Source organism: Mycobacterium asiaticum, assembly GCF_001673365.1.
Classification (GTDB): Bacteria; Actinomycetota; Actinomycetes; order Mycobacteriales; family Mycobacteriaceae; genus Mycobacterium; species Mycobacterium asiaticum_A.
Genome location: NZ_LZLS01000025.1, coordinates 12778 through 38173, shown reverse-complemented (window position 1 = coordinate 38173; position 25396 = coordinate 12778). Strand labels below are relative to the sequence as shown.

General features: G+C 63.0%; 28 protein-coding genes. 21 read left to right on the top strand and 7 right to left on the bottom strand.

All coding sequences use genetic code 11. From position 1 onward, the window contains the following. The first annotated feature begins 193 nt into the window (after nucleotides 1–193). The 4 genes from A5634_RS03240 (at nucleotide 194) to A5634_RS03225 (ending at nucleotide 2946) form a co-directional block, all read left to right on the top strand. Nucleotides 194–1135, top strand: coding sequence for an SAM-dependent methyltransferase (locus tag A5634_RS03240; protein ID WP_065142647.1), 942 nt, complete (start codon nucleotides 194–196; stop codon nucleotides 1133–1135). Then, nucleotides 1132–1758: a class I SAM-dependent methyltransferase gene (locus A5634_RS03235; RefSeq protein WP_065142646.1), complete on the top strand. Its 627-nt coding sequence runs from the start codon at nucleotides 1132–1134 to the stop codon at nucleotides 1756–1758. Before A5634_RS03240 ends, A5634_RS03235 begins: the two co-directional genes overlap by 4 nt. Nucleotides 1759–1886: 128 nt before the next feature. After that, a complete protein-coding gene (locus A5634_RS03230; protein WP_081290156.1) occupies nucleotides 1887–2363 on the top strand; it encodes an ATP-binding protein in 477 nt (158 codons plus the stop codon). Between the two features lie 133 nt (nucleotides 2364–2496). Further along, nucleotides 2497–2946 (top strand): anti-sigma factor antagonist, encoded by a 450-nt coding sequence (locus A5634_RS03225; RefSeq protein WP_065142645.1) that lies wholly within the window; start codon nucleotides 2497–2499, stop codon nucleotides 2944–2946. On the opposite strand, the gene A5634_RS03220 is transcribed toward A5634_RS03225, so the two are convergent. Continuing rightward, entirely contained in the window at nucleotides 2943–5222 is a 2280-nt protein-coding gene (locus A5634_RS03220) for a SpoIIE family protein phosphatase (RefSeq protein WP_065142644.1), read from the bottom strand. The two genes, A5634_RS03225 and A5634_RS03220, sit on opposite strands and share 4 nt — an antisense overlap. A gap of 160 nt (nucleotides 5223–5382) precedes the next feature. Further along, nucleotides 5383–6036: a TetR/AcrR family transcriptional regulator gene (locus tag A5634_RS03215; protein WP_172831605.1), complete on the bottom strand. Its 654-nt coding sequence runs from the start codon at nucleotides 6034–6036 to the stop codon at nucleotides 5383–5385. A gap of 51 nt (nucleotides 6037–6087) precedes the next feature. Here A5634_RS03215 and A5634_RS03210 point away from each other — a divergent pair, with 51 nt between their 5' ends. The 3 genes from A5634_RS03210 to A5634_RS03200 all read left to right on the top strand — a co-directional run bounded on the left by A5634_RS03210 (nucleotide 6088) and on the right by A5634_RS03200 (nucleotide 9811). Then, nucleotides 6088–7389, top strand: a complete 1302-nt coding sequence (locus tag A5634_RS03210; RefSeq protein ID WP_065142643.1) for a glycosyltransferase — start codon at nucleotides 6088–6090, stop codon at nucleotides 7387–7389. Nucleotides 7390–7560: 171 nt separating this feature from the next. Next, nucleotides 7561–9510, top strand: coding sequence for a molecular chaperone HtpG (htpG, locus tag A5634_RS03205; protein ID WP_065142642.1), 1950 nt, complete (start codon nucleotides 7561–7563; stop codon nucleotides 9508–9510). Nucleotides 9511–9583: 73 nt separating this feature from the next. Then, a complete protein-coding gene (locus A5634_RS03200) occupies nucleotides 9584–9811 on the top strand; it encodes a hypothetical protein (RefSeq protein ID WP_065142641.1) in 228 nt (75 codons plus the stop codon). A 10-nt stretch (nucleotides 9812–9821) separates the two neighbouring features. Here A5634_RS03200 and A5634_RS03195 read toward each other — a convergent pair whose 3' ends face one another. Then, nucleotides 9822–10790, bottom strand: a complete 969-nt coding sequence (locus A5634_RS03195; RefSeq protein ID WP_065142640.1) for an aldo/keto reductase — start codon at nucleotides 10788–10790, stop codon at nucleotides 9822–9824. Nucleotides 10791–10989: 199 nt separating this feature from the next. Here A5634_RS03195 and A5634_RS03190 point away from each other — a divergent pair, with 199 nt between their 5' ends. Both A5634_RS03190 and A5634_RS03185 read left to right on the top strand, forming a co-directional pair. Then, nucleotides 10990–11505: a carboxymuconolactone decarboxylase family protein gene (locus tag A5634_RS03190; protein ID WP_065142639.1), complete on the top strand. Its 516-nt coding sequence runs from the start codon at nucleotides 10990–10992 to the stop codon at nucleotides 11503–11505. Further along, entirely contained in the window at nucleotides 11502–12269 is a 768-nt protein-coding gene (locus A5634_RS03185) for an MBL fold metallo-hydrolase (protein ID WP_065142638.1), read from the top strand. The genes A5634_RS03190 and A5634_RS03185 overlap by 4 nt, the downstream gene beginning before the upstream one ends. On the opposite strand, the gene A5634_RS03180 is transcribed toward A5634_RS03185, so the two are convergent. Next, the gene (locus A5634_RS03180; protein WP_065142653.1) at nucleotides 12266–12577 is read right to left on the bottom strand and encodes a phage holin family protein; all 312 of its coding nucleotides are present in this window, start codon (nucleotides 12575–12577) and stop codon (nucleotides 12266–12268) included. The genes A5634_RS03185 and A5634_RS03180 overlap by 4 nt on opposite strands. A 260-nt stretch (nucleotides 12578–12837) precedes the next feature. On the opposite strand from A5634_RS03180, the gene A5634_RS03175 reads away from it, so the two are divergent. Further along, nucleotides 12838–13608: an SDR family oxidoreductase gene (locus A5634_RS03175; RefSeq protein ID WP_172831606.1), complete on the top strand. Its 771-nt coding sequence runs from the start codon at nucleotides 12838–12840 to the stop codon at nucleotides 13606–13608. Nucleotides 13609–13718: 110 nt separating this feature from the next. Here A5634_RS03175 and A5634_RS03170 read toward each other — a convergent pair whose 3' ends face one another. Continuing rightward, nucleotides 13719–14318 carry a PaaI family thioesterase gene (locus A5634_RS03170; protein WP_065142636.1) on the bottom strand — a complete coding sequence of 200 codons (600 nt, stop codon included), beginning with the start codon at nucleotides 14316–14318 and terminating at the stop codon, nucleotides 13719–13721. 86 nt (nucleotides 14319–14404) lie between these two features. Here A5634_RS03170 and A5634_RS03165 point away from each other — a divergent pair, with 86 nt between their 5' ends. Then, complete coding sequence (locus tag A5634_RS03165; protein ID WP_065142635.1) at nucleotides 14405–15079, top strand: PadR family transcriptional regulator; 675 nt, start codon at nucleotides 14405–14407, stop codon at nucleotides 15077–15079. Here the strand turns inward: A5634_RS03165 and A5634_RS03160 are convergent. Further along, nucleotides 15076–16773 carry a 3-ketosteroid-delta-1-dehydrogenase gene (locus A5634_RS03160; protein WP_172831604.1) on the bottom strand — a complete coding sequence of 566 codons (1698 nt, stop codon included), beginning with the start codon at nucleotides 16771–16773 and terminating at the stop codon, nucleotides 15076–15078. The genes A5634_RS03165 and A5634_RS03160 overlap by 4 nt on opposite strands. A 102-nt stretch (nucleotides 16774–16875) precedes the next feature. Between A5634_RS03160 and A5634_RS03155 the strand changes: the two genes are divergently transcribed. From A5634_RS03155 to A5634_RS03110, 10 genes are all read left to right on the top strand, one after another. Beyond that, nucleotides 16876–18000 carry a Rieske 2Fe-2S domain-containing protein gene (locus tag A5634_RS03155; RefSeq protein WP_065142634.1) on the top strand — a complete coding sequence of 375 codons (1125 nt, stop codon included), beginning with the start codon at nucleotides 16876–16878 and terminating at the stop codon, nucleotides 17998–18000. A 37-nt stretch (nucleotides 18001–18037) separates the two neighbouring features. Then, a complete protein-coding gene (locus A5634_RS03150) occupies nucleotides 18038–18277 on the top strand; it encodes a ferredoxin (RefSeq protein WP_065142651.1) in 240 nt (79 codons plus the stop codon). Between the two features lie 81 nt (nucleotides 18278–18358). Continuing rightward, nucleotides 18359–18709, top strand: a complete 351-nt coding sequence (locus A5634_RS03145; protein WP_081290155.1) for a hypothetical protein — start codon at nucleotides 18359–18361, stop codon at nucleotides 18707–18709. 25 nt (nucleotides 18710–18734) lie between these two features. Further along, nucleotides 18735–19661, top strand: coding sequence for a hypothetical protein (locus tag A5634_RS03140; RefSeq protein WP_065142633.1), 927 nt, complete (start codon nucleotides 18735–18737; stop codon nucleotides 19659–19661). Further along, a complete protein-coding gene (locus A5634_RS03135) occupies nucleotides 19627–21192 on the top strand; it encodes a hypothetical protein (protein WP_065142632.1) in 1566 nt (521 codons plus the stop codon). Before A5634_RS03140 ends, A5634_RS03135 begins: the two co-directional genes overlap by 35 nt. 205 nt (nucleotides 21193–21397) lie before the next feature. Then, nucleotides 21398–21889: a hypothetical protein gene (locus A5634_RS03130; protein ID WP_155769325.1), complete on the top strand. Its 492-nt coding sequence runs from the start codon at nucleotides 21398–21400 to the stop codon at nucleotides 21887–21889. A gap of 143 nt (nucleotides 21890–22032) precedes the next feature. Further along, a complete protein-coding gene (locus A5634_RS03125) occupies nucleotides 22033–22620 on the top strand; it encodes a hypothetical protein (RefSeq protein ID WP_065142630.1) in 588 nt (195 codons plus the stop codon). Between the two features lie 2 nt (nucleotides 22621–22622). After that, a complete protein-coding gene (locus A5634_RS03120) occupies nucleotides 22623–22967 on the top strand; it encodes a hypothetical protein (protein ID WP_155769324.1) in 345 nt (114 codons plus the stop codon). Nucleotides 22968–23013: 46 nt separating this feature from the next. Further along, the gene (locus tag A5634_RS03115) at nucleotides 23014–23481 is read left to right on the top strand and encodes a hypothetical protein (RefSeq protein ID WP_065142628.1); all 468 of its coding nucleotides are present in this window, start codon (nucleotides 23014–23016) and stop codon (nucleotides 23479–23481) included. Nucleotides 23482–23492: 11 nt separating this feature from the next. Next, on the top strand, nucleotides 23493–24278 hold the full coding sequence (locus tag A5634_RS03110; RefSeq protein WP_065142649.1) for an SDR family NAD(P)-dependent oxidoreductase: 786 nt from the start codon (nucleotides 23493–23495) through the stop codon (nucleotides 24276–24278). Nucleotides 24279–24308: 30 nt separating this feature from the next. Here A5634_RS03110 and A5634_RS03105 read toward each other — a convergent pair whose 3' ends face one another. Next, nucleotides 24309–25382, bottom strand: a complete 1074-nt coding sequence (locus tag A5634_RS03105) for a hypothetical protein (RefSeq protein WP_065142627.1) — start codon at nucleotides 25380–25382, stop codon at nucleotides 24309–24311. Between the last annotated feature and the right edge of the window lie 14 nt (nucleotides 25383–25396).

The following is a 25396-nucleotide window of genomic DNA, read 5'->3' as shown; positions in this document are numbered from 1 at the left end:
TCTGGTGCAGAGTCAACAGAATCACGGTGATCCACGCGACTATCAACCCGATACCCGGCCCGGGTGGACCGGGAGGCCCGGGGCGTCATTAGCCCCGTGTGAGCTGCTTCACACCTGCGCCGTCGAACGGTTATTAACTTAGCTAAGTGTTAAACTGGCTAAGTATATTTCGGTTCGACATCGGAGGCAATTCGTGCCAAGGACAGAAAACGACACCTGGGACCTGGCGACCAGCGTTGGCGCGACGGCAACCATGGTGGCCGCCGCTCGCGCGATCGCGACCAACGCAGACAACCCAGTCATCACCGACCAGTTCGCCGAACCGCTGGTCAGAGCCGTCGGTGTCGACTTTTTCACGCGCTGGGTCACCGGCGACCTCGCCGCCGCCGACGTCGACGACGAGGAGTCGTCCTGGAAACTGGCTCACATGCCCGCCGCGATGGCGGCCCGCACCTGCTTTTTCGATGCGTTCTTTGCCGATGCGGTGCAAGCCGGCATCCGGCAGGCCGTGATTCTGGCCTCCGGTCTGGACGCGCGCGCGTACCGCTTGGAGTGGCCTGCCGACATGACAGTCTTCGAGATCGACCAGCCCGAGGTGATCGCTTTCAAGGCCAACACCCTCAGCGAACTGGGCGCTGCCCCAACCACACAGCTGCGTACCGTTGCCATCGATCTGCGCCAGGACTGGCCCGCCGCACTACGCGAAGCCGGTCTGGACCCTAACCGGCCTACCGCGTGGATCGCTGAAGGACTACTCGGCTATCTGCCGCCCGAAGCGCAAGACCTTCTGATGGACAACATCACCGCACTCAGCGCCGACGGCAGCCGGCTGGCCGTGGAGGCGATCCCGCCCCGACCGGAGCGGGAACTCGAGCAATCCCGGGAAATGATGCGCCGGTCGACCGCCAAGTGGCGCGATCACGGTTTCGAGCTGGATTGGGATGAACTGGGATTTGAGGGGGAGCGCAAGGACGTTGCCATCTATCTGGACGGCCTGGGCTGGCACTCGGTCGGTACGCAGATGAGCCAGTTATTGGCCGACATAGGACTTGCGGGACTCGAGGCCGTCCCGCAGTCGCACGACTCGGTGTCGATGGCCGACACCGTCTACTACGCGTCGGTACTGACTAAGTGAGCGCTCCGCGTCGCACGCTGAATGGCGCCGTGACGGGCCTGTGGAGCGTGCTTTCGCCCGCCTATGACCTGCCATTTCTGCAGCAATGGATATACCGGCCACCGCACGACGAGGTGATCGCGCAGCTGCGCGCCCATGACGCGCGCAGGATCGCCGACATTGCCTGCGGCACGGGAATTCTCAGCGAGCGGATCCAGCGAGAGTTACAGCCCGCCGAGATTTACGGTGTGGACATGTCCGACGGCATGTTGGCCCAGGCTCGCACCAAATCCACTCGGGTGCAGTGGTTGCGGGCGCCGGCCGAGCAGTTGCCGTTCGAAGACGAGGCTTTGGACGCCGTCGTCACGACCTCCGCTTTCCACTTTTTCGACCAGCCAGCGGCACTGCGCGAATTCCATCGCGTGCTGGCCCCCGGCGGTCTGGTGGCTGTTGCGACGTTGAGTGCGCGGCAACCGCTCGTCCAAATTCCCAGTCGGTGGAAACCGCAACACAATCCGGCCCCGAAGGAGATGCGGGCTCTGTTCGAAGATGCGGGATTCAAAGTCAGCGATCAGCACCGCGTTCGGCGCCCGATCTGGACCCAGGTCCTTTCCGACCTGATCACCGTCGGTACCAAAGACTGAGCCTCCGCGCCCCCTCTGGCGCCCCAGCTGGTAACGAACCGGCCACGATATCCCGCAGGTGCCCGAAAATCACTGCGGGACCGATCACATCAGGTGTATCCGTGCGCTCATTCGGGTAGCCGAAATTCGTGACCAGTACTCCGTCAAGCGATCTCTTCGGCACCGGTGGCGCCGACGAGTTCCGGCATGTGCGTACCGGGACCGCTGACTCCTATACCGTCTCGGCGTTTCGACGCGGTTTCGGTGGCTGGCTAGACAGGCATTTGGAACTGGACGAGGAGCGCCTCGCCGACATCGTGTTGGCCACCGATGAGGCAATGTCCAACTGCGTCGACCACGCTTACCGAATCGTCGATCGTCCCCCCAGCATGACGTTGCAGATTTCCTACTCCCCGGACACCTCCGAACTCAAGGTGCGCATCAGCGACCACGGCCGCTGGGTGGAGCCCAATTTCGTAGCCAACAACGTACGCGGCCGCGGCATCATGCTGATGCGTGCGCTGGCCGACGTCTGCACCATCGACGGCGGTCGCGACGGCACCACGGTTTGCCTTCGTTTCCACGGCTGCCCGCCCACCGGCTTCGTGCTCAGCCACGCTAGTTAATCCGGCCATCCGCGGCTCGTTTGGTTTCAAGTGCGGCGGATCTGGCTAAACCTCGTCAGGTTCCAGAAAAGGGGCTCAAGCATTCGAGTTCACCATCAGTGGACTTGCGAAATCGTGGGTTGAGGAGCGCAGCATGAGCCTTGCGGTCGCCGAAGTGTTTGCCACCCCCTTACGGTTGAGCCCGCGCCTGGTTTCCGAACTGGGTGCCGAACAAAGCACTTTGCGCGCCGCCGTGCAAGGCTTCGAAGCTGCGGTGATCGTCTACGTCGGTGGCGAGATCGATGCGTACAACGAAGACACTTGGCGGCTGCTGCTGTCGGAGGCTGCGGCGTTTGCCGCCACGCCCCAGCTGTTCATGGTCGACGTGAACAGCGTGGAGTTCATGTCCTGCTCGTCGTTCCTAGCGTTAGCCGAAGTGGCCAAGTTGTGCCGGGAACGCGGGGTTGACCTGCGGGTTGTCAGCGTCGATCCCGCTATCGAACGCATCATTGCCGCGTGTGGCCTGGGTGACGTTCTGACCGTGCACCCCAGCGCGCCGCAGACCCTGCAAGCCATGGGGCAGTCGCGGGATCACGCCTGCTAGTTCACCGGCCGCCGCAGGATGATGATGGTGACGTCATCTTCGGTGTCACCAGGCGCCATCGCCGTCCAGATGCGTGACGCTGACGCTTCGCCCAGCCCGCCTAAGGTCTCGGCCAGCCGGTCCAGCCCGTCGTCAATCACCTCACCCCGCCGTTCCACCAGGCCGTCCGAGTAAAAGACGAGCTCGTGTCCGGGCGCGAGGGTGAACGCGCTGGGTTCGTACGTCACGCCCCGGACACCGATGGGCGGCGACAGTCGGATCGGTGCCGAGACGACCGCCCCCGGTTCCTTCAGATACGGAATGAGATGGCCGGCGCACGCGGTCTCCACCAGCCCGGAATCGAGATCGACTCGTGCCGCGATCACGGTGGCGAACGCGGTACGCAACATGTGCAGGCAGAAGTCATTGAGCTGGGTGAGCGCATCCGCGGGTGCCGCGCCGGCGAACAACTGCGCGCGCAGGGCGTTACGCAGCTGCGCCATCGTGCCCGCGGCCGTGATGCCGTGCCCGGCGACGTCGCCGATCAGCACAATCAGCCGTCCGTCCCGCAGCTCGAACGCGTCGTACCAGTCGCCGCCGACGTTGTCGCCGGCGGCCGGCTCATAGTGCGCGGACAGCTGCCAGGTCGCCAGGGTCGGGATCGACTCGGGCAGCAGGCTGCGCTGCAAGGTTTCGGCCAGCCGCAACGCGCCTCGGGTGCGGCGGTACAGCGACTCGACTAGTTGGCGGCGCAAAGCTTCGGCTGAGGAGGTTTCACTCAGCGCCCATGGTTCGCTGCGCTGGTGGACGATCTCGCGCCAGCGGTCGAACGACTTGCGCGGGCTCAGCCGCACTTCGTCACCTTCGTTGACCGCGATCGCTTTGTTGTGTGGATCCCCGCCCCAATCCACCGACCGCAGCACTTCGCGGCGGAACCAGACGACGAACTGCCCGTCAGGCAGGTTGAGCGCGAGCGCTCCGGCGGCCGACTGCGGATCGAGACCAAGTGCCGGTAGCTCCTCGGGCAGGCACTCGCTGCTCGCGATCTCCTCGCCCGCGTCGCGTGCCCACGCGGTGACGGCAGCCACGATCTCCGGTGGCGGTACCGACCCGCGTTGTCGGCGATCGCCCTGGATGTCGACGACAACGCCGTCTGCGGGCACGAGGTCAAGCAGGTCGGGTGCGCCGAGCAACGCCGCCGACAACGACTCGCGATCGTCCAGCGTTGCGGCGGTGAGCTTGACCAACAGAGCCTGTGCGGCAAGTCGTTTCTCGAGCAGGTCACCCTCGAAGCGGTCGACCAGTCGCAGCGACAGAGTCGAGCCGAGGAATTCTGCCGCCGCCCGGGTACCGAACGGCGGCAGATGGGGACCGGCGTAGTGATGGCAGGCGATCAGGCCCCACAGCCGTCCGTGGCGCAGCAACGAGATTGACATCGACGCGTGCACACCCATGTTCCGCAGGTACTCGAGGTGGATGGGGGAGACGCTGCGCAGCGTGGCGTAGGTGAGATCCAGCGGCGTACCGCTCGCGGGGTCGATATTGGGCACGACTGGCGTCGGCGTGTAGTCGACGTCCGAGATCAGGCGGATCCAGTTCTTCTCGTAGAGGGCACGAGCTTGCGCCGGGATGTCGCTTGCGGGGTAGTGCAGGCCGAGGAATGAGTTGAGATCCTCGCGCTTGGCCTCGGCGACGACCTCGCCGTTGTACTGCGCGTCGTAGCGGTAGACCATTACACGGTCGAAACCGGTGAGGTCGCGGACCGCGCGTGCGGCGGTGTCATACAGCTCGGTCAGAGTGGCCGCCCGGTTGAGCTCCTCGACCGAGCCGCGGACCGCCTGATAAGTGTTCGGGAAGGAGAACGGCCGCTCACCATAGGCGATCTCGAGCTCGACCAGGAGGATCCGGCCGGGATCACGGTGCAAGATGACGTCGAACGGCCGCGGTTGGCCGGCAACATCGATAACGCACTCGATCGGGTTGCGTTGGCGGAGATCACTGAAAGTCGAGGCGGCCTGCTGGATGCGGTCGGCCTGTTCCGAACCGATCAGCGCAGACAGATGTCTGCCCAGCACGGACTCGACGGTGCATCCAAGTAGCTCGTGGACGTTGGAGCTGACATGAAGCACCTCCAGAGCGGGCTCGCGCAGCACCGCGAGGACGCCGCGTGGCTGGATGCTGCCCGGGATGTGAATCGGTTCTCGCGCGCAGTTGTCGAGGTCGATGGGCGTGCCGGCCGGCACCAGGTCTGGATCCGAGCCGGCCCGCGGTGCCGGGTTTGGCCAGTCGTCGGTCATGGGATCAAATCCGTATTCATCGGCGCCGGCAGATCGATCGGACCACCACCGATCGCTTTTCCTCGGGCTGGAATCTCAACCCGGTAGTCAATCTACGCATTTGGGCTCCGGTCCGCCACGGCGCCGCACGCTCGTCACCGCCCAGCGTGGCCGCCAGCCCTCATCGAAAGACGTTCTCCGCCAGCATGCGTCGGCACCAGTCGCGATAGCGGACCAGGCTCCACCCGTCGCGGTGGGTGATACGCAGAAATGTGGTGACGCCGCTAATCAGTGCCGTTGTCTCGAGTAGTTCGTCGAAGGGGAGATCGTCACGCAGCCAGCCCTTGTCCTGCGCAACCTTCAGCATCCGCTCCATGTTCCTGTCGATGCTTGCGGTGAACTCGGTCAGGTACCGATCCAACTCGGCGTCCGCGCCGGCGCCGGCGAACAGCGCCAAGGCCAGCCGACCCGTTCTTTCGTGAACCTCGACCTGCGCCGCAATGAGGAACTCGAGCGCCTCGTCGCGGTCCTCGATCTCGAGAAGTCGACGACCGACTTCCAGATTGAGAATGTTCTCCTCGCCGGCCACACCGAACCCGGCGTACTCGGCCGCCGCGACCATCAGTGCCGCCTTGGGGCCGTGGATCTGCACGGTTTCCGGCGATACCCCGGCCGCTTCGGCAATCTTGGCCAACGTCGTGCGGGCGTAGCCGTGTTGAGCGAAGAGTTCCGCGGCGGCGGCCAACACCCGCGACCGGGTCTGTTCGGCCTGTCGTTGCCGCAGATCGGATCGATAGCTGCGCGACGACCGATTAGATATTGACTGCTGTGCCACAGTAATGAATACTACTACACCGTAGCGAAGTGTGAGCCGAGGGGGCGCACCATGGCATCGATAATCATCGGCAGTGTGCCCGCCCAAGGTCACGTCTCACCGTTGTTGCCCGTGGCCCGTGGATTCGTCGAACGCGGTGACACCGTGCGGTTCATCACCGGTTCCCGCTTCGCCGATCGGGTTAGCGCGACCGGCGCGTCGCACATCTCGCTACCCCCGGACGCCGATTTCGACGAAAGCTTCCTCGACCAATTCCCGGAGCGCTCGAAGTTGAAGGGAACCAAGGCGATTGCGTTCGATCTCGAACACGTCTTTGTGCGTCCGGCGATGCCGCAGTACAAGGCGCTCCTCGCGGCCCACGCCGCCCGTCCGGCCGACGTCGTGCTGGTCGATCCGGTCTTTCTTGGCGGCGCGTTTTTCCTGGGGCATCCGCGGCCGACGCGTCCGCCCCTCGTCGTATGCGGCGTCGTACCGCTGGCGATCCCGAGTGTCGACACGGCGCCGTTCGGGATGGGCCTGCCGCCGGCACGCTGGGGCAACAGGACCCGCAACGCCGCGCTGGCCGCAATCCAGCGACGAATCTTGCGCGGTGCCAACAATGTTGGCGATGACCTGTACCGCCAGGTGCACGGCAATGGGTTCCCATACTCACTTATGGACTGGTACGGGGGAGTCGACGCGTTCGTGCAATTCACCGTTCCCGCGTTCGAGTATCCACGCTCGGATCCGCCCTCGATCCTGCACTTCGCCGGTCCGCTGTGCGCCGCAGGCGCGCAGGTCGCGCTGCCGGACTGGTGGTCCGACCTCGACGGCACCCGGCCCGTCGTGCATGTCGCGCAGGGCACCGTCGCCAACGTCGATTACCGCCAAGCCATCGCACCGACCCTTCAGGCGTTGGCCAACGAGAACGTGCTGGTCGTGGTGAGCACCGGCGGGCGTCCGCTCGACACACTGCCACCACTGCCCGAAAATGCCCGCGCTGCAACGTTTCTCCCATATGACGAACTGCTGCCGCGCACGGATGTCTTTGTCACCAACGGTGGTTACGGCGGAGTGCAGTACGCGTTGCGCTACGGCGTGCCGATCGTGGCTACCGGCGGTAAGGAAGACAAGCCCGAGGTGAGCGCGCGAGTGGCGTGGGCCGGTGTCGGACGCCGGTTGCGGACCGAGCGACCCGCACCGCACGCGTTGCGGCGCGAAATCCTGACGGTGCTCGAACAGCCCTGCTACCGCGAAGCGAGTCGGCGAATTGCGGCCGATATGGCGGTGGCGCCTGGCTTTGCGTGCCTGGCCGACGTCGTCGACGGGCTCATCGACGCGAAAGCGACTCAAGCGCGACCATTTCCGGGCTGAGTAATTCTGGTCGCTATTGTCGGACGGGCCGCGCGTTGGACGCCGGTGGTATCCGCCTAACCGACCGGTGCTGCACCGATCCGCCGCCTCGATGACCCCGACCGCGGGCGTGATGAGCCTCTCGCTAAATTCAGGACCGGCCACTCTTCGGAAAGTCGCAGGAGGAATCTGATGAACGCGCAGGTCGAGCAGTTGGAGTTTCAGGCTGAGGCCCGGCAACTGCTGGATTTGATGGTCCACTCCGTCTACTCGAACAAGGACTCCTTCCTGCGCGAGTTGATCTCCAATGCTTCCGATGCGCTGGACAAGCTGCGGCTGGAGGCGTTGCGGGATAAGGACCTCGACGTCGATACCTCTGACCTGCATATCGAGCTCGACGTCGACAAAGATGCGAGAACGCTTACCGTTCGCGACAACGGCATCGGTATGACGCGCGCCGAGGTGGTGGATCTGATTGGCACGCTTGCGAAGTCGGGCACGGCCGAACTCCGGCAACAGTTGAAGAACGCCGCCAACTCTGAGGCATCAGAGGAGCTGATCGGCCAGTTCGGCATCGGCTTCTACTCGTCGTTCATGGTCGCCGACAAGGTCGAACTAGTGACCCGAAAGGCCGGCGAGAGCGAAGCCACCAAGTGGGAATCCAGCGGGGAGGGCACCTACACCATCGAGTCCGTGGCGGATGCCCCGCAGGGGACGTCGGTGACCTTGCATCTCAAGCCCGAGGACGCCGAGGACGAACTACACGACTACACCTCGCAGTGGAAGCTTAAGAGCCTGGTCAAACAGTATTCCGACTTCATCGCCTGGCCGATCCGGATGGAGATCGAGCGGCGAATTCAGGTGCCCGTCACAGAGGGCGTGGAGGAGGGCTCGGAGGAAACCACCGAAGAAACTGTCATCGACACCGAGACCCTCAACTCCATGAAGGCACTGTGGGCCAGGCCCAAAGACGAGGTGTCCGAGGAGGAGTACAAGGAGTTCTACAAGCACATCGCACATGCCTGGGACGACCCGCTCGAAGTCATCGCGATGAAAGCGGAGGGCACTTTCGAGTACCAGGCGCTGCTGTTCATTCCGTCCCAAGCCCCGTTCGACCTGTTCAATCAGGACGCCAAGATCGGGGTGCAGCTTTACGTCAAGCGCGTGTTCATCATGGGCGACTGCGAAGATCTCATGCCGGTGTACCTGCGCTTCGTCAAAGGTGTCGTCGACGCACAAGACCTGTCGCTCAACGTTTCTCGCGAGATTCTGCAAAAAGATCGGCAGATCAACGCGATCCGTCGTCGGCTCACCAAGAAGGTGCTGTCCACGATCAAGGACATCCAGTCCGAGCGACCCGAGGATTACCGCACTTTCTGGACCCAATTCGGCAAAGTCCTCAAAGAAGGGCTGATGTCGGACAGCGACAACCAGGACACGTTGCTGCGGATCTCCTCGTTCGCCTCTACCCACAGCGAAGAGGAACCCACCACGCTGGCCGAGTACGTCGAGCGCATGAAGGAAGGCCAGACCCAGATCTTCTACGCCACCGGCAGCTCGCGTCAGCAACTGCTGAAGTCGCCACACCTGGAGGCGTTCAAGGCTAAGGGATACGAGGTGCTGTTGCTCACCGATCCGGTGGACGAGGTCTGGGTCGGACTGGTCAACGAGTTCGACGGCAAGCAGCTGCAATCGGTGGCCAAGGGCGAAGTGGATCTGGATTCCGACCAGGAGACATCGGCTGCCGAGCGTGAGGAGCAGGAGAAAGACTTCGCCGACCTGCTGACCTGGCTCAAGGAGACCCTGGACGAGCACGTCAAAGAGGTGCGGTTGTCCACCCGCCTCACCGATTCCCCGGCCTGCCTGATCACCGACGCGTTCGGCATGACGCCCGCACTCGCGCGTCTGTATCAGGCGTCGGGCCAGGACGTGCCGATCGGCAAACGAACATTGGAACTCAATCCGAATCATCCGCTGGTCACCGGGCTGCGCCAGGCTCACGCCGATCGGCCGGACGACACCTCCGTCGCTGAGACCGCCGAATTGCTCTACGGCACAGCCCTTCTCGCCGAGGGCGGGGCATTGGAGGATCCGGCACGGTTTGCCGAACTACTCGCCGACCGGCTCACCCGCACCGTGTAGTGACCACTGGTCGCAGGCCGTGGCTGCGTTTGAAATGTGATTGAAAGCCGTCGGCAGCGGATACTCGCATGTCATGACAGTGTTTCGGGCCATCGATCCGCATGGCGCGATCATCGCGACCAGGTGTTTCGAGAACGCGGAGGACGCGCACCGGTGGTTTGCTGAATCGATCGTCGGTCGTTACCAGGCGGGTTGGCGCATGGAAGTCGACGACGACGGGCAATGGGCCGGCTTCGACGACACGGGCGGTTTTACCGCCCCGCTGAGCCGTCGGCCAAACCCGTCTCGCATCCGTGGCTGAGTGGGTCTGCTCAGAAACCGACCTTCTCGCGTACCAGGTCGGTAAGGAAACGAGCGCCTGACACCGGCTTGAAGGCACGTGCCGCGGCGGTCAGCGCATCGCGTGATTCTGCGGGGAGTTCGACTTCCGCGGCCGCCACGTTGAACTCCAGCTGCTCCACACTCGAGGCCCCGGGAATGGCCACCACACCCGGCAAACTGATAAGCCAGGCCAGCGCCACCTGGGCCGGCTTGGCGCCGACCTCGCCCGCGACATCCCGCAACGTCTGCAGCAGCGGTTCGATGCGTCGCAGGTTCTCCGTGCCAAATAACGGGTTCACCGCCCTCACACCGCCCGGGCGGTTGTCGACGCCGTACTTGCCGCCGAGTAGTCCCTGCGCCAACGGGCTGTAGGCGATGACGACGCGATTCTCGCGTTCGGCGAAGGGCACCAGGTCGTCCAGAGCTTCCGGGTGGGCCAGTGAGAAGTGCACCTGATTGCTGATCACCGGACGGCCGAGTGCGGCATCGGCCTTCTGCCACCGCTGCAACGAATAGTTCGAGACGCCCGCCGCGCCGATCTTGCCTTCGTCGAGCAAATCCCGCATGCCGGGCATGATCACCGAATCGGGGATCACCGGATTGGGTTGGTGGACCTGGTACAGCGGGATACGGTCCAGTTTGAGCCGACGCGCGCTGGCGCGTTCACGTTGCTTGATTACGGCCGGGAACGGTGCGACCGGGAAGATCTTGCTGGCAACCGCCACCTCGGCACGTTCGTCGCCGAGTGCCTCGGCCAGGATCCGTTCGCTCTTACCCAGGCCGTAGACCTCGGCGGTGTCGAACAAAGTGACCCCTAGGGCGCGGGCTCGCTGCACGATGTCGTGTGCGGCCCCGGAGGCGTAGCCGTCGCCGTATCCCCATTCACGCGAGCCGAACTGCCACGTGCCCAAACCAATACGACTGACCTGGCCGACTCCATCGACCTCGAGGTATTTCATACGCCTCACCGTACGTGGTGCTTTCGTCCATTACCCGGGCCGGTACGTCGGGGCGCTGGCGGTCGGGTATACGGTCGGCCAGGAAGGCGGCATCGGCGTCGAGTTCTACCTGTACACGCAGAATGAATGTGGCGCCGTGATCGAGAACAGTGAATTGCGATGGCGCAGAAGCGATCCGGGCTTTGGGATGAGGTGAGAGATGAGTGCGCTACCATACCCCGACCTCGACGCGTTACCGCCGGAGTTGCGGGAACTGGCCACCCGGAAGGGTTCGCTGAACATCGTCAGGATGATCATGCATACCCCCGCCTTGGCGCCGAAGTTTCTGGCGCTGGCCGGGGCGGTGATGGAACGCAATTCGCTACCGCCGACTTGGCGGGAACTCGTCATCCTGCGGGTAGGTTTCCGGTACCGCAGCGACTACGAACTACACCAACATCTCAAATTCGGGCGTGCCGCGGGTCTTCGTGAGGATGAAATCGCCGCCGCCGAACAAGGATCGACGGATGTCCTTGGAGAGCAAAAAGCGATCCTGTTGCGGCTCACCGATCTGTTGCTGGACAACCACACGCTAAGCGAAACCGAACGTGCCGACGCGCTGCAAACCCTGACGGTCAACCAACTCGCCGACTTCACCATCACCGTCGGCTTCTATCAATTGGTCTGCAACTTTCTCAATACCTTCGGAGTCACCACGGACGGAGAAGACGAGTGAAGGTTCACCATCTGAATTGCGGCACCATGAACTCGCCGGGTGCCCCATTGGTATGCCACGTCCTGCTCGTCGAGACCGAAGACGGATTGGTGTTGGTAGACACCGGATACGGCATGCAGGACTGTCTTGATCCAAACCGGATAGGGCCGTTCCGCCACGTCATCCGGCCGGTGTTGCAACAATCCGAAACCGCAATCCGGCAAGTCGAGCAACTCGGATTCCGTCCCGCTGACGTACGCCATATCGTGGTGACCCATTTCGATTTCGACCATATCGGCGGCATCTCCGATTTTCCCGACGCGTTCGTTCATGTCACGACGGATGAGGCGCGTGGCGCCGTTCATGCTCCGTCACTGCGGGAGCGCCTCCGATACCGCAGCGTGCAGTGGGCGCACGGGCCCAAGTTGGTGGAACACGCTGTCAGCGGCGAACTTTGGCGTGGATTCGCGGCGGCCAAGCCCATCATCGGCGACGGCGTGGTGTTGGTGCCGATGCCCGGACATACGCGTGGCCATGCGGCTGTGGCGGTCGAATCAGCGAGCCACTGGATCCTGCATTGCGGAGATGCCTTCTACCACAAGGGGACTCTGAACCGCTCCCGCATCCCGTTCGCACTACGGGCGCAGGAAGAACTGTTCGCGTTCAGCCGCACACAGTTGCACGAAAACCAGAATCGACTCGCCGAACTTTACGGGCGAACAGACCCCGATCTGTCGATTATCTGCGCCCACGACCCCAGCCTGTTTCAGCAAGCCAGCGGCTAGCTACTGGGCGGCGGCGCAGGCCGGTCGGAATACGTCTCGTGCCATCGAAGTTCAGCTGCGCGCACCTGCTGGTGAGTGTGGCGCAACCACACCAGCCCAGCTGCCCCGGCCAGCACGCCGATCACGACTCCCACCGCGCCCGCGGCAACGTGGCCGGTCGCGAACGAGGCTAAACCGAAAACCAGCGCGATCACTCCCGCCGCCACGCCGAGAATGCCGAACGCGTTCGAACCGTTCTTCATCGCTTCGCCGGCATGCTTGCGGGTGGTCCGGTCGTGATCCACCGGGTCGGTCTTGGAGTCGTCCAAGTCTTTCACTCCTCTTGAAAAGTGTTTCTAGCCAGGCCCATTGGTCAGTAACTATTGGGTGTCGCGTAATCAATATGCTTACCCGGCGCGCGCCTATATTAAACGCAGGCACAACGCCGTCCCGCCTGCTGCACGGGTCGCGCTGGCAAACTGCCGAACGGCCATCTCGGCAACGTCGTGCTGCAAAAGCGGTAACCCCGTTCTCGTCCATTTCTGCGGGTATGTCATGCTCGGCTGCGGAGGTCGATATGGCGAGAACTGTGGTAATCGGAGCCTCGAGCGGGTTGGGGCGCTGCATTGGTGTCGGGATGGCACAGCGTGGTCACCGAGTCGCGCTGCTGGCCCGCCGCAAGGACCGCATCGAGACGGCCGCGCAGGAAGCGGGCTCGGGGGCGGTGGCCGTGGAGTGCGACGTGACCGACCAGGAATCCGCCCGCGCCGGGATCGACGCTGCGGCCGACGCGCTTGGCGGCATCGACAACGTCGTCTACGCTCCCGCCATCAGTCCGTTGGTCCCGCTGGTCGAGACCGACGCAGAAACTTGGCGGCGCGTGTTCGACACCAATGTGATCGGAGCGTCGCTGGCGACGGCGGCCGCCGTGCCGCACCTGTCGGCCTCTGGCGGCAAGGTGGTTTTCCTGTCGTCAGATGCCGGCAGTTTCGGGCCGCCGTGGCCCGGGCTCGGAGCCTACGGCGTGAGCAAGGCGGCATTGGAACGGCTCGTGGAGGCGTGGCGCGCGGAGCATCCGGATATCGCCTTCACCAACCTCATCGTCGGTGAGTGCGCCGGCGGCGAGGGCGATGCGCAGACTGGCATGAACGTGGGGTGGGACCGCGAGCTGGCCATGCAGGCCTACCCGCTGTGGGTGTCTCGCGGTTGCATGCCGGGCAAGCTGATGCCGGTCGAGGATCTCGTCGAGGTCGTACATACGATCCTGCGGACCAATGCGTCGACGTCGATGCCGATCGTGATCGCTCGCGGTGCACCCGCAGCCGCGGGAGCTGTGCTCGCCTACGGCGAGCGGCCCTGAGCCTCTGGTTGCTCTGGCTGCTGCCTCAGTTGACTCTGCGCTGAGGGCGCGGCTTTCTCGCACTTTGTCGCCATGTGCGCAGAGTCAACGAGCGATCACCCGACGCCTCGTCAATTGCGCGGGTGAATGAAAATGCCTTCGGCAGAGACCAGTACGCCTGCGGCACCGGTGATTTGGCCCACCGCGAAAGTCTTGACTCCGTCGACTCGATCGACCCAGGCGGCAGCTCGCAGTGGCTCCAGCAGCGGGGTGCGTTGGTGATAACGCATCGTCAGCGTCCCGGTGTAGGCCGGCCGGCCGGGCTGATGGGCGGTCGCCCCGAGGACATGGTCCAGAATCATGGCCGAGACACCGCCGTGGACGTGGCCCATCGGCCCTTCGTACGCGGCGCCGAGAGTGAACTCAGTCCATACCGACCCGTCGTTCTCGTGGTGGATCACCAGCGGGGGAGCCGACGGATTGCGAACTCCGATAACGACATTGCCCGATGCAATGCCTTGCCCGTCGTCGATTTCGCGTTGCCCGAATGTGCCGGGCATCAGCTCGGCACTGAGTTCGGCTGTCACACTGTCGATTTTGGCGGTCGCCGCCGCAATGGCCTCATGGCCCGCCTCGGTGCGAATGGTGGCATCGATCAGACGCCGCACCGATGCGGCCAACGACTCGTACACGGGCAGCGAATCTGTCATCGACGCAAACGAATCCACCATGTCAGTCACCCTAAAGCAGCTGTTCTTGTCCCAGTCAGCGGTCCGTGCCCAAGCAACTCCACGGCCCAGGTTGTTAACCTGGCGGGGTGAGCGAGACCAGCGACAAGGTGAAGTCGGCGCTGGCCGCCACCAGTTGGGCGCTGCTGGGCATGATGTCCTACGAGGAAGAGATTTCGGGTTACGACCTGAAGAAATGGATCGATTGGAGCGTCGATCTCTACTATTGGAGCCCTTCCTACAGTCAGATCTACACCGAGCTGAAAAAGCTGGAGAGCCTCGAACTGGTCACCTCACGCGTCGAACGTGACGAGGGCACGCGCAGTCGCCGCCTCTACAAGATCACCCCGGCCGGGATGGCCGCCATTACCGACTGGACCAATAACGCACCGCTCGACCCGCCGGTGCTCAAACACAGCATGCTGCTGCGGGTCACGTTCGGACACCTCAGCAACCCGACCCGGCTCAAGGAGTTGCTGGCCGAACACGTGGCTTACGCCGAAGCGCGCTATCGCAAGGCCGTCGAGGATGCCGAGGGCGCCGAGGCGCAACCCGCGTGGGCGTATTCGGTGATGGCGTTGCGCTGGGCGGCGAAGTACTACGCCGCGGAACGGGAGTTCGCGCTGGAGTTGATGAAAGACATCGACGAAGCGGGCGCCATTATCGAAAAGGCGGGCAAGGGCGGGCTGGGCAAACCGCGCCCCACGCCCGGCTATTGGCGTGAAATCGAGAAGCAGGTCCAGGCCAAGCGCGCTGTCGACTAATTCGCTGCGTCGCGCGCCGCAATGTAGCCGTACACCAGGCCCTGGGCGATCGTGGCGCCCGCGCCCGGGTAGGTGGTACCGAACGCATTGGCGGCGGTGTTGCCGACGGCGTACAGGCCTGCGATCACGCTGCCGTCCTCCCGTAACACCCTGGCGCGCTCGTCGGCGCGCAGCCCGCCGCAGGTGCCCAGATCGCTGAGGACCATTTTCACCGCGTAGAAGGGCCCGTTGACCAACGGGCGCAGATTGGGATTGGGTTTGACGGTGGGGTCGCCGTAGTAGCGGTCGTAGGCGCTGATACCCCGACCGAACTCGGGATCACTACCAGCGGAAGCGTTTTGGTTGAAGCGCGTCATCGTCTCGACGAAGTCCGACACGGGCACTTTGATCTCTGCGCCCAAGTCGGCGAGGTTGTCGGCGCGAGCCGCGATACCCGCGTCGTACCAGGCCAGTGGAACCTTCATCCGCGGAAAGAGTTCTGCGCCAAAGACATAACTGTTGCGGTACTGCTGATCGAAGACGATCCACATCGTCTCGACGGGATCTCCGGAACGTTCCAATTGCAGTAGCCGCTGTCCGAACGTCATGTAGTCCGACGCCTCGTTGGCAAATCGGCGACCGTGCTGATTCACGATCAGACAGCCCGGCAGTGAGCGTTCGGCCAACATCACCGTGGGCGCCTTGCCGGGCAGCGGAGCAACAGCCGGGAACCACCACGCCTGGTCCATCAAACCGATGTCGGCGCCGGCATCCTGGGCCACCCGGATCCCGTCGCCGGTGTTGCTGTCGGCGCCCAAGCTGAAATTCGCGCCCAGAGACTCCGACTGGAACTTCCAGCGCATGTCCATGTTGTGGTCGAAACCTCCGGTGGCCAGGACCACCCCGCGCCGCGCAGTGACGGTCACCTGCCGCCCACCATGGCTGACGACCGCGCCCGTTACCCGGCCATCGTGGCACTCCAAATGCGACAACGATGTGTCGGTCCATACCGGGATGCCGGCGCGCAACACACCGGCGAACAGGCCCGCCGTCAGCCCCTGGCCGCCCGCCGCGTAGCGCCTGCCGATCAGCAGACCGCCCGCCCCCTGGGCAATTCGCTTGCCGAACACCGGAATTCCTTTGCGCGGCACTCGCGCAACGAGATTCATCCACCGGTAGTCCGCGCCTGTCGTCGGGATGGCGAAGCCGGCCTCCAGCACGCCCGGCCGCAACCGGGTGCGGTACTGCCCCAGGATCGCGGTGTCGAACGGATGGCATTCGCAGGTGCGGCCGGCCACGCTGCCGCCGGGCTCCTCCGGGTGGTAGTCGGAATAGTCGCGCGCCCAGAAAAAACGAAGCGGCGTGGTGCGGCGCAGCATCTCGACCGTCGCGGACAGGTTCTGCACGAATGCGGCCGAACGCTGCGCGGGCGCGGAACCCGCGACCACAGCATCCAGGTAAGTGCTGGCCTTCGCTGCGGTGTCACCCGCGCCGGCCTCCTGCAGTACCGGGCCGGCCGGCAACCACAGTGCGCCACCCGAGCGGGCGGTCGAGCCACCGACGTAGGGCGACTTCTCCACGATCAGCACCGACAAACCAAGTTCGTGCGCGGCCAGCGCGGCGGCCATGCCGGTGCCCGAACCCACCACCAGCAGATCGACGCACGTGTCGGCGACGGGGAGTCCGGCCGGGATCGTCATGCTGCGTGTGGTCACATCTGGGAAGGTTAGGCCCGCGGCGCGCGGAGGCGGAAGACTTCTCCTGATCAGTGGAACACCGAACCCCCAAACGGTGCCCAACCGGCGTTCAATGAATTTATGCAGTCGCAATCGGACGCCGACGAAATCCGGCTCATCGAAGCGCAGGCCGCGCCGACGCGGTTCGCCCGCGGTTGGCACTGTCTGGGCCTGGTCCGCGATTTCGGTGACGGCAAACCGCACGCGGTCAACGCGTTCGGCCAGAAGCTCGTCGTCTTCCGCAGCGGGGACGGCAAGGTCAATGTGCTCGACAGCTACTGCCGGCACATGGGTGGGGACCTGTCCCAAGGTTCGGTCAAAGGTAACGAGATCGCCTGCCCGTTCCACGATTGGCGCTGGGGCGGCGACGGACGTTGCAAGCAGGTGCCGTACGCGCGGCGCACGCCACGACTGGCGCGCACAGCCACCTGGACCACCATGGAGCAGGACGGCATGTTGTTCGTGTGGAACGACCCCGAAGGCAACCCGCCCTCACCGGAAGCCACCATTCCGCGCATCGAAGGCGCCAGCAGCAACGAATGGACCGACTGGCACTGGTACACCACTGAGGTGGGTAGCAACTGCCGCGAGATCATCGACAACGTCGTGGACATGGCGCACTTCTTCTACATCCACGGCTCGCTGCCCACGTACTTCAAGAACATCTTCGAAGGACATGTGGCAACTCAATATCTGAACAGCGAGGGCCGGCCGGACATGGCCGGCACCGAGGGTGCGCGGATGCTCGGCACGACTTCAGTGGCGTCCTACTTCGGGCCGTCGTTCATGATCGACGACTTGACCTATCACTACCAAGACGGCGACCGACAGACGATCCTGATCAACTGCCACTATCCGATCGACGCGAATTCCTTTGTGCTGCAATACGGCATCATCGTCAAGAAATCTACGACGCTGCCCGACGACGCGGCAATGCGGACCGCGATCAGACTGGGTGACTTCGTCAAGATGGGCTTCGAGCAGGACGTGCAGATCTGGCGGCACAAGGCGCGTATTGACAATCCGCTGCTGGTCGAGGAGGACGGCCCGGTCTACCAACTGCGGCGCTGGTATCAACAGTTCTACGTCGACGTCGCCGACGTGCAGCCAGACATGGTGGACCGCTTCGAGTTTGAGCTCGACACGAGTCGACCGTACGAAGCGTGGATGAACCAGATCGAGGCCAACATGGCCGCCCGTGCCTAACCTTCAGCCGCTGCGCCCCGACAATCGGCTTGACGACATGCCGATGGCGCCCATCGTGTGCCGCAACTGCGGGGCGCAGGTGTTAGCCCGCAAAAGCACCTGGAATCAGACCAGCGTGCAGTGGAACGGCGAAGCGACGGCGTTGTGCATCGAACGCCAGGATGCCGACCGGATTGCCGGTCACCATCGCCGGCCATTTCTGGTCTGCTCGGCGTTGCGGGATTCGATAGAAACCGCGGTCGCGGCCGGAGAACTCGCCATTGTCGACGGGAGCTAGCACAGTTCTGATACCGTTTCGCCGGCGACGGTGCCATAGGGCTTCACCGAACTAGCTCGGTGACCATACGAAGGGGAGCGCGTGGCACCACTGCTGGAGGTAAACGTCGCGAATGTGTTGGCGGGTGCTAATGGCATCGACGCGTCCAAAACCGTTGTGGCGGCAATTCACTCGCCGGATACCGGAGCTGCGGTCTGCGGATTGGCAGGGTTTGAAACCGCTGCGGTATTGGGTGGGGTGAAGGAGGCGGTCGCCGATTCGTTAAGTGTCGTCGGGGGTCGCTACGAAAAGATGGGCGGCATGATCCGCGGGGCGGCAAACGTCTTCCAACTGACTGATCAGGCATTACCGCCACAGACACGCCAGGAAGTGCTGACCAGAGTGGTGGGCAAGACGATGACCGCCCTGGGTGATATGAATTCGGCCAGCTGAAGCCGCAAATCGCTGAGGTATTGGGGTGGCACGTCCGCAGAAAACGACGGTATACAACGCGAACGCAAACGCGTTGGGTGATTTGGCTGCCCCGACCCGCGAGGTAGGCCACAAAATGCTTGAGGCCGCCGAGAACGTCCGCCGGATCGTGTACGGGTTAAACTGGAAAGGCGACACCCAGAACGCCTGCAACGGGCGTGCCGACCGCGAACTCGCCCAGGACCGCAAAGTCGCGGCCGACTATAACGGGCTGGCCACGGCCTACGAGAACGGCAAAAACGCGATGCAGCCGATGATCGACAGTTTGCGGTCGCAGGGCAAGGGTTTCGAGGCCGACGACTTCGACGTGTCGGAGGACTGGAGCGTCAGCGACAAATACAACTACAACATGGGCAAGATGGTGCTGATGCTGCTCGGCTCGGACGAGCAGGCCGCCCAGGGTGAGATGGACAAGCTCAAGAAGCAACGCGGTGATGAGGCGGCGGCCGGGACCACACGGTTGCAACGGCTCGCCGATGAATTGGGCGTCGCCGATACGAACACCAAGAATGCGATCGAGGCTGCCAAGAACGATCTCTCCGCCGCTGCTCCGCTGGCCACCGGTCTGGTGGGCGGACAGCAGGCCCTTGATGATGCAAGTGACGTCCTGGATGGGAAAGCGACTCCGCAGCAAGTGGCCCGGGTTCGGGCGGCGTTGACACGATGGACACCCGAGGAGTTAGCGGCTCTTGCCAACGGCAAGCCTGCCGACATGCCACAAGGGCAGTACGACTACCTGACATCGTTAATGCACGCAATGGACGGCAAATCCGCGGCGGACATCGATGCGGCGATGGGCAAATACGGTCTGCAAGGGGCGATGGGCGATGGCCTGCGGATGATGGGTAATCCCAACATTCAAACCGCGCTGGGCTCGCATGGGCATGCAGACACTGCCGGCACAGGTGCGTGACCTGCTCACTAAAGACCCGGTGACGGTGCTGGGACTGCACCCGAACGCGGCGGCTAAGTCGATACCCATCACACAGTTCAACGCGCTCAATGACATGCTGGGCAAAGGCAATCGGGGTTTGGCGCTTGGGTCGGATGTGGACCGCGCATTGCTGAACCAAGCGTCGCGGGTAGCCGCTGGCGAGCATTCGAAGATCGCGTTGGTTTCCGATCCCGACGCAACTAGCGGGACCTCCCGCGCCTACCTGTCGGAAGCCCAGATCAACGGTACGGTCAGCGCGATGATGTCGACTGCATCCGTCGACCACCAGGCAGTGACCGATTTCTTGCACGCCGGCCCGGCGATGGACCGGGTCAACGGCGACCACTTCGACAACAACCAAGCATTCACGGCTCTGGCCACCGCGCACTTCGGACCGAATGACCACGGCTGGAAAGACATGCTGGACTGGATCGGTCCGAACGCGCATACCCCCGGATTTGAGGGACATCAAGCAGCAGTTGCCGCAGACTCGTTAGCACACTTGGCCGCACGCAATCATGACCTGCTGGGAGGGCGAATCCCGATCCTGGACGCTGCCACCGACGCAACTGGTCGATTCGAAAGTCTGGGGCAGCGCGATCCCGAACTGGTGAAGGCACTGACCCGCAACCTCACGCCCTACTTCGGCAATCTTGGCGGCATCGAAGTGCCGGGAATCGACTCCACCGGCATTTCCAAATTCGGAAATTCCACCCAAATGCAGAACCTCTTCGAAGTGCTTTCCTCGGATCCGGCTTCCGCCGAGGGACTCAAAGAGGCGGCGGCGTCCTGGGATCACTACTATGCGGAGCGATACGGCGAAACAGGGAACGTCGAGTATGCCCGTGCCGCAGGGCAATTGGAGAGTGCTCTGCACGGTGGTTACCAAGCTGAAATGGATGATCTGAAACGCAACGGCGACACCGCACGAATCCTGGATTACAACCAGAGATCTGCTGACTGGGACAGTAAGAAGGGCATGATCAGCGACGTTTTCGGGACGTTGCCGCTGAACAAGCTGCCGGGCGGGGACGCTTTGTCGTTCCTCGGCAAGATGGTGATCGACGGATACAACCCGTACCTCAAGCTCGAAGAAATCCCACCGGTGACGCCGGGGAATGCTCCGCTGGACCCAGTGGCGGCGGCTGTGGCCAACTATGATCGTGAGTTCAATGTTCTCACCGACCAGATCTATCACGACTACAGCATCGTCGAGGGCTACGAGAACCGGGACCATTCCATCGTCGGTGCATTCCAGAACGTGCAGACTCCAAGTGGGTCGGTCAATTTCTTTGTGCCCGACGGCAACAACGGCTGGAAACTAGATTGGAACGCCATCACAAGCCATTGGCAACAGTTCATCCAGACGTATTCGGACCTCGAACAGAGCGGTCAACTCAAGACGGGAAGTTGGGCCGAATCCTATATGTACGGGCAGCGCAACATCGTGATTGACTCGGTGGGCTTGCTCGATCCCGGGAATGTGTCCAACCCACCCATGGGACGATGACATGCATCTGCAACCGCTAATCCGCTGCGGTGCGGGGGTTTTGGCTTGCTTAATAAGTTGTGCTGTGCCGGTGCTCGCCGGTTGTTCGTCGTCAAAGACTCCAGTTGCGTCGTCGGCCCCCTCTGCGACAGCGCCTGCGGGTTATCAGCCGCCCCGCAATGTAATGTTCTCCGAACATTGGGTTGCCACGCCGGCGGTTGATTTGATGAGTCCCGAGGGCACCTACATCCGCGCGTACATCGAGGCCGATCAAGTGGCCAATTTCAACGTTGACCGGGCCAAAGGTTCCTATTTAGGTTTCGCCGGGGCCGCACGGGATAGCGGCTATGACTGGGTGGGCACCGGTTTTCCGGCCAAGGGTTTCCACACGAATTGGGTGCGCGAATTCAGGGTGGCGCCTGATGGTAGCGCAACCGCTGTCGTGTGTTTCGCCGGTGAGGTGTCGGTGAGTGGCGACTTTCCGGACAATTACAACATTTTCAAGCGAACAATGGTCTTTCAGCGGGTGGGTTCGTCCCCGCCTGTGAATCAGAAGGGCCCTGCGCGTGCACCGTTGGTGTCTGTGTTTGGCGACTGGTATACGAGTAATTTCATCACGCGGTACCCATTGATGGATCCCGATTGTGCGACCGACCCGCCGCCGGTGGACAAAAGCCCCGTGTCCACGCCGGGTTGGCCCGATCAACTGGGAGTGTAGCGGTGACTGATACTCGCAGCTGCCGGGCGATGATATGCAGCTGCAAAACGGTAATGCGCTGCGCCACAGCAGCGTTGGCTTTCCTAATCGGCTGCGCTCTCCCAGCGCTTGCCGGTTGTTCGTCATCGAAGCCTCCAGCTGCGTTGTCGACCACTTCGCTGGAGGCGCCTGCGGGTTATCAGCTGCCGCGCAATGTGTTCTTCTCCGAACATTGGGTTGCTACGCCGGCGGTTGATTTGATGAGTCCCGAGGGTACGTACATTCGCGCCTACGCCGAGGCGGATCGCGTGGCTGACTACAACGTCGGTCGCGCCGAAGGTTCCTATCCCGGGTTTGCGAAGGCTGCTCGCGATCGTCGCCATCATTGGTTAGGCACCGGTTTTCCTGCCAAAGGCTTCTCTACGAATTGGGTGCACGACTTTAAGGCTGGGCCTGAGGGTTCGGCAACTGCTGTAGTTTGTTACGCCGGTGAGGTGTCGCTCAGCGGTTCCTTGCCGGACAATTACGGCATTTTGAAGCGGGCGATAGAGTTTCAAAGGGTGGGCGCTGCACCCCCTGCGAGCCAAAAAGGCGTTGCGCGTGCACCTTTGGTGTCGGTGTTCGGCGACTGGTACACGAGTAAGTTCAATACGTTGTATCCGGTGATGGATCCTGAGTGTGCGACCGACCCGCCGCCGGTGGACAAAGGTCCTGTGTCCACGCCGGGTTGGCCCGATCAGCCAGGGGTGTAGCGGTGGCTGATACTTCGCATCTGCCACCAGAGGTGATGTACGCACTGCGGACGGGGAAGATCCTTCCGCACTTGTTGGCGTCGGACGGAGACGCCGGTGTTGATCCCGAGCCTCAAGATTCCGGGGAGTCGAAGGATGCCGAACGGTTCCGCGTGAGGTATCACGCGCTGCTCGAGGAGATGGTCGCGGACTGGCTTGACGAGCATCCCGAGTGTGGCAATGTGATTCCGGCTGCCGAACGCGAGCAGATCGAAGAATACTGTGAACGCCAGATTCAGCATCGGTGGCAAATCTTCATCCGCGATAAGGATCGCCCGATGGGTGAGGACAGCGACGGACCATGCTAGAAGGACACGGAGGTGCGCGGTGCAAACGACGCAACGGATTGCGATAATGGGCATTCTTGCCGCCGTCGTGTCCGCCGGATTGACGTTGCTGCCGTGGGTCGGTTTCGATTACTTCAAAGAACCGCGGGTCCATTGGAACGGTCTCGGCATTTACGTCGGCGAGTACCCCGGCATCCTCGGCTCTGACATAGGCGTCACCAAGAGTGCAGGGTGGATCATCCTTGCCCCGTCGATAGCCAGCGCCGTGTTCCTCGTCGGCGGGACGTGGTTGCGCTTGTTGAATTTTGTCGCGCGCGCATGCGCCCTCGTCGCATTCGTCACGGCTCTTTCGTGCCTTGCGTCACCGGCCCTAATAGTGAGCGAGGTAAGGGAGTCCTTCGGGATGGACGCGCGCCTCGACCGCTACCTTCTGAACTCCTCGGTCCTGATCGTGGAGGTCGCAATCACCGGCCTTCTGTCCGTTTGCGCGATCTATGGGGGTCGTCGGCGTAGCGTCGGAGTGACGGGCAAGTGAGTCAAGCTCGAATTGCGTTGGTGACCGGTGCAAGCCGTGGCGCCGGACACGGCATCGCGACGGCACTGAGCGCGCGGGGGTGGCGAGTGTATGCGACCGGGCGCACCATCACCGAAGCGCCGCCGGGCGGCGTCGCGGTCCAGGTCGATCACAGCGACGACGACGCCGTGGCCGCGCTTTTCGAGCGGATGCGCGCCGATGAGGGTCGCCTGGACCTGCTGGTCAATAACGCCGCCGTCATCTCCGACGAATTGGTCAGCCCAAAACCGTTCTGGGAGAAGTCTCTTGGACTGGCTGATGTGTTAGACGTCGGGCTGCGTTCATCGTATGTGGCCTCTTGGTACGCGGCGCCGTTGTTGCTCGCCCAGGATCGGGGTTTGATCGCGTTCACATCTTCGCCGGGTTCGGTGTGCTACATGCATGGTCCCGCGTACGGAGCTCAGAAGGCCGGCGTAGATAAGATGGCCGCCGACATGGCGGTCGACTTCCACGACAAGGGCGTTGCGACAGTGTCGATTTGGATGGGCATCCTGCTCACTGAAAGGCTCCGTGCTGCCTTGGCGGCGCAGCCCGAAGCGTTGGCCAAGACGGCCCAGCACGCCGAAACACCGGAATTCACTGGGTATCTGATCGACGCACTCTACGCAGATCCTGACCTGGCCGAACTCAGCGGCCAGACGTTCATCGGGGCGGAACTGGCCCAGCGGTACGGCATCACCGACGAGGACGGTCGTCAGCCGCCGTCGCATCGGCACTTGGCCGCCCCGCGCCCACCGAGCAAGGTGGTGGTGAAGTAGGTTGCGCGAGCAACTTCGCGCAACCTCGCGTCACAGCGTGAAGGCGCTGATCGGCGCTTCCTCGGGGTATACGGTCGGGCCGCCAATGTCGTAGGCGCCGTTGAGGGCTGCGATGAACGCCGCGTCGTGCAGTGGTTCGCTCGGAATGTCGAGCTTGATGCCGCGTGCGTTGACGTCGTCGACCATCATGTCGATGGCTTTGTCGACCGTTAAGTCGTCGGAGCCCTCCATGTTCTTCTTCAACTCTTCGAAGTCGGAGAACACCTCGGCCGACCAGTGCACCAGGAATCGCAGTTCGTCGGTGTGGTGGCGCGCGATCACCTCATCGCCGTTCTTCAGCAGCCACTGGTCATGGTCGTCGGAGTCTCCGGTGAACACCGTGTCGAAGCCGAGGCTGGCTGGAATCTGTTGTTCCAGTGGACCATTGGCTTCACCGCGATGCACCATCATTTCGTTCTGGACCACCACACCGCGGTTGTATATCGGGGGCAGCACCCGCTTGGGCGCTCCGAGCGGGCCCTCAGGCCAGTAGGTGAACCCGCTGCCACCGTCGAGGGAGAACCAGGTGATGACTTGCGCCGTCTTGATCAGATAGTCGCGGAACAGGCCGGACTTGCCCATGACGCTGGTAAGCCAAGTCGGCGCGTTCTCGTGCCTAACGCCGCGGAAGCTTGGTGCATCCAGGTGTCCCGGATCGCGATTGGCGCACGGTCCGTTGATGTTGAACAGCATTAGCTGCGGCTTGGCATACTGCGCGTTCCAATAGCCCTTGGCCAAATCAAGGAACCGCTCGTTGTAGAAGCAGTCGTGCAGTTGCGGGTAGAGCACGGCCCCGTAGTTGGCCAGATAGCCGCGAAAGGTCGGGGTGAGGAACAGATCCAGTGACGGCGTGTACCCCTCGGGAAACAGACCGCTCATGGTAGCGATCAGCTCTTCGGCGGAAGCGAAGTGCTGGGCGATGATCAACCGCCACGGCCCCTCGGTGCGCACGACGTCCAGCAGTCGCAGTCGTTGGTCGTCGGTGTAGACGTCTTCGACCTCATGAGGTGGCGCGGCCGGCCGCAATACGTCGGAAAGCTCGATCCGTCGCTCCTCGGTGAGCATCAGCTGTCTCCTTC

What these genes read in the sequence shown, in the direction of transcription:
- A5634_RS03210 (WP_065142643.1), top strand. Translation starts at nt 6,088, where the DNA reads ATGGCATCGATAATCATCGGCAGTGTGCCCGCCCAAGGTCACGTCTCA.
- A5634_RS03190 (WP_065142639.1), top strand. Translation starts at nt 10,990, where the DNA reads ATGAGTGCGCTACCATACCCCGACCTCGACGCGTTACCGCCGGAGTTG.
- htpG (WP_065142642.1), top strand. Translation starts at nt 7,561, where the DNA reads ATGAACGCGCAGGTCGAGCAGTTGGAGTTTCAGGCTGAGGCCCGGCAA.
- A5634_RS03195 (WP_065142640.1), bottom strand. Translation starts at nt 10,790, where the DNA reads ATGAAATACCTCGAGGTCGATGGAGTCGGCCAGGTCAGTCGTATTGGT.
- A5634_RS03105 (WP_065142627.1), bottom strand. Translation starts at nt 25,382, where the DNA reads ATGCTCACCGAGGAGCGACGGATCGAGCTTTCCGACGTATTGCGGCCG.
- A5634_RS03155 (WP_065142634.1), top strand. Translation starts at nt 16,876, where the DNA reads ATGCAGTCGCAATCGGACGCCGACGAAATCCGGCTCATCGAAGCGCAG.
- A5634_RS03225 (WP_065142645.1), top strand. Translation starts at nt 2,497, where the DNA reads ATGAGCCTTGCGGTCGCCGAAGTGTTTGCCACCCCCTTACGGTTGAGC.
- A5634_RS03130 (WP_155769325.1), top strand. Translation starts at nt 21,398, where the DNA reads ATGAGTCCCGAGGGCACCTACATCCGCGCGTACATCGAGGCCGATCAA.
- A5634_RS03170 (WP_065142636.1), bottom strand. Translation starts at nt 14,318, where the DNA reads ATGGTGGATTCGTTTGCGTCGATGACAGATTCGCTGCCCGTGTACGAG.
- A5634_RS03220 (WP_065142644.1), bottom strand. Translation starts at nt 5,222, where the DNA reads ATGACCGACGACTGGCCAAACCCGGCACCGCGGGCCGGCTCGGATCCA.
- A5634_RS03200 (WP_065142641.1), top strand. Translation starts at nt 9,584, where the DNA reads ATGACAGTGTTTCGGGCCATCGATCCGCATGGCGCGATCATCGCGACC.
- A5634_RS03115 (WP_065142628.1), top strand. Translation starts at nt 23,014, where the DNA reads ATGGGCATTCTTGCCGCCGTCGTGTCCGCCGGATTGACGTTGCTGCCG.
- A5634_RS03135 (WP_065142632.1), top strand. Translation starts at nt 19,627, where the DNA reads ATGGGCATGCAGACACTGCCGGCACAGGTGCGTGACCTGCTCACTAAA.
- A5634_RS03150 (WP_065142651.1), top strand. Translation starts at nt 18,038, where the DNA reads ATGCCGATGGCGCCCATCGTGTGCCGCAACTGCGGGGCGCAGGTGTTA.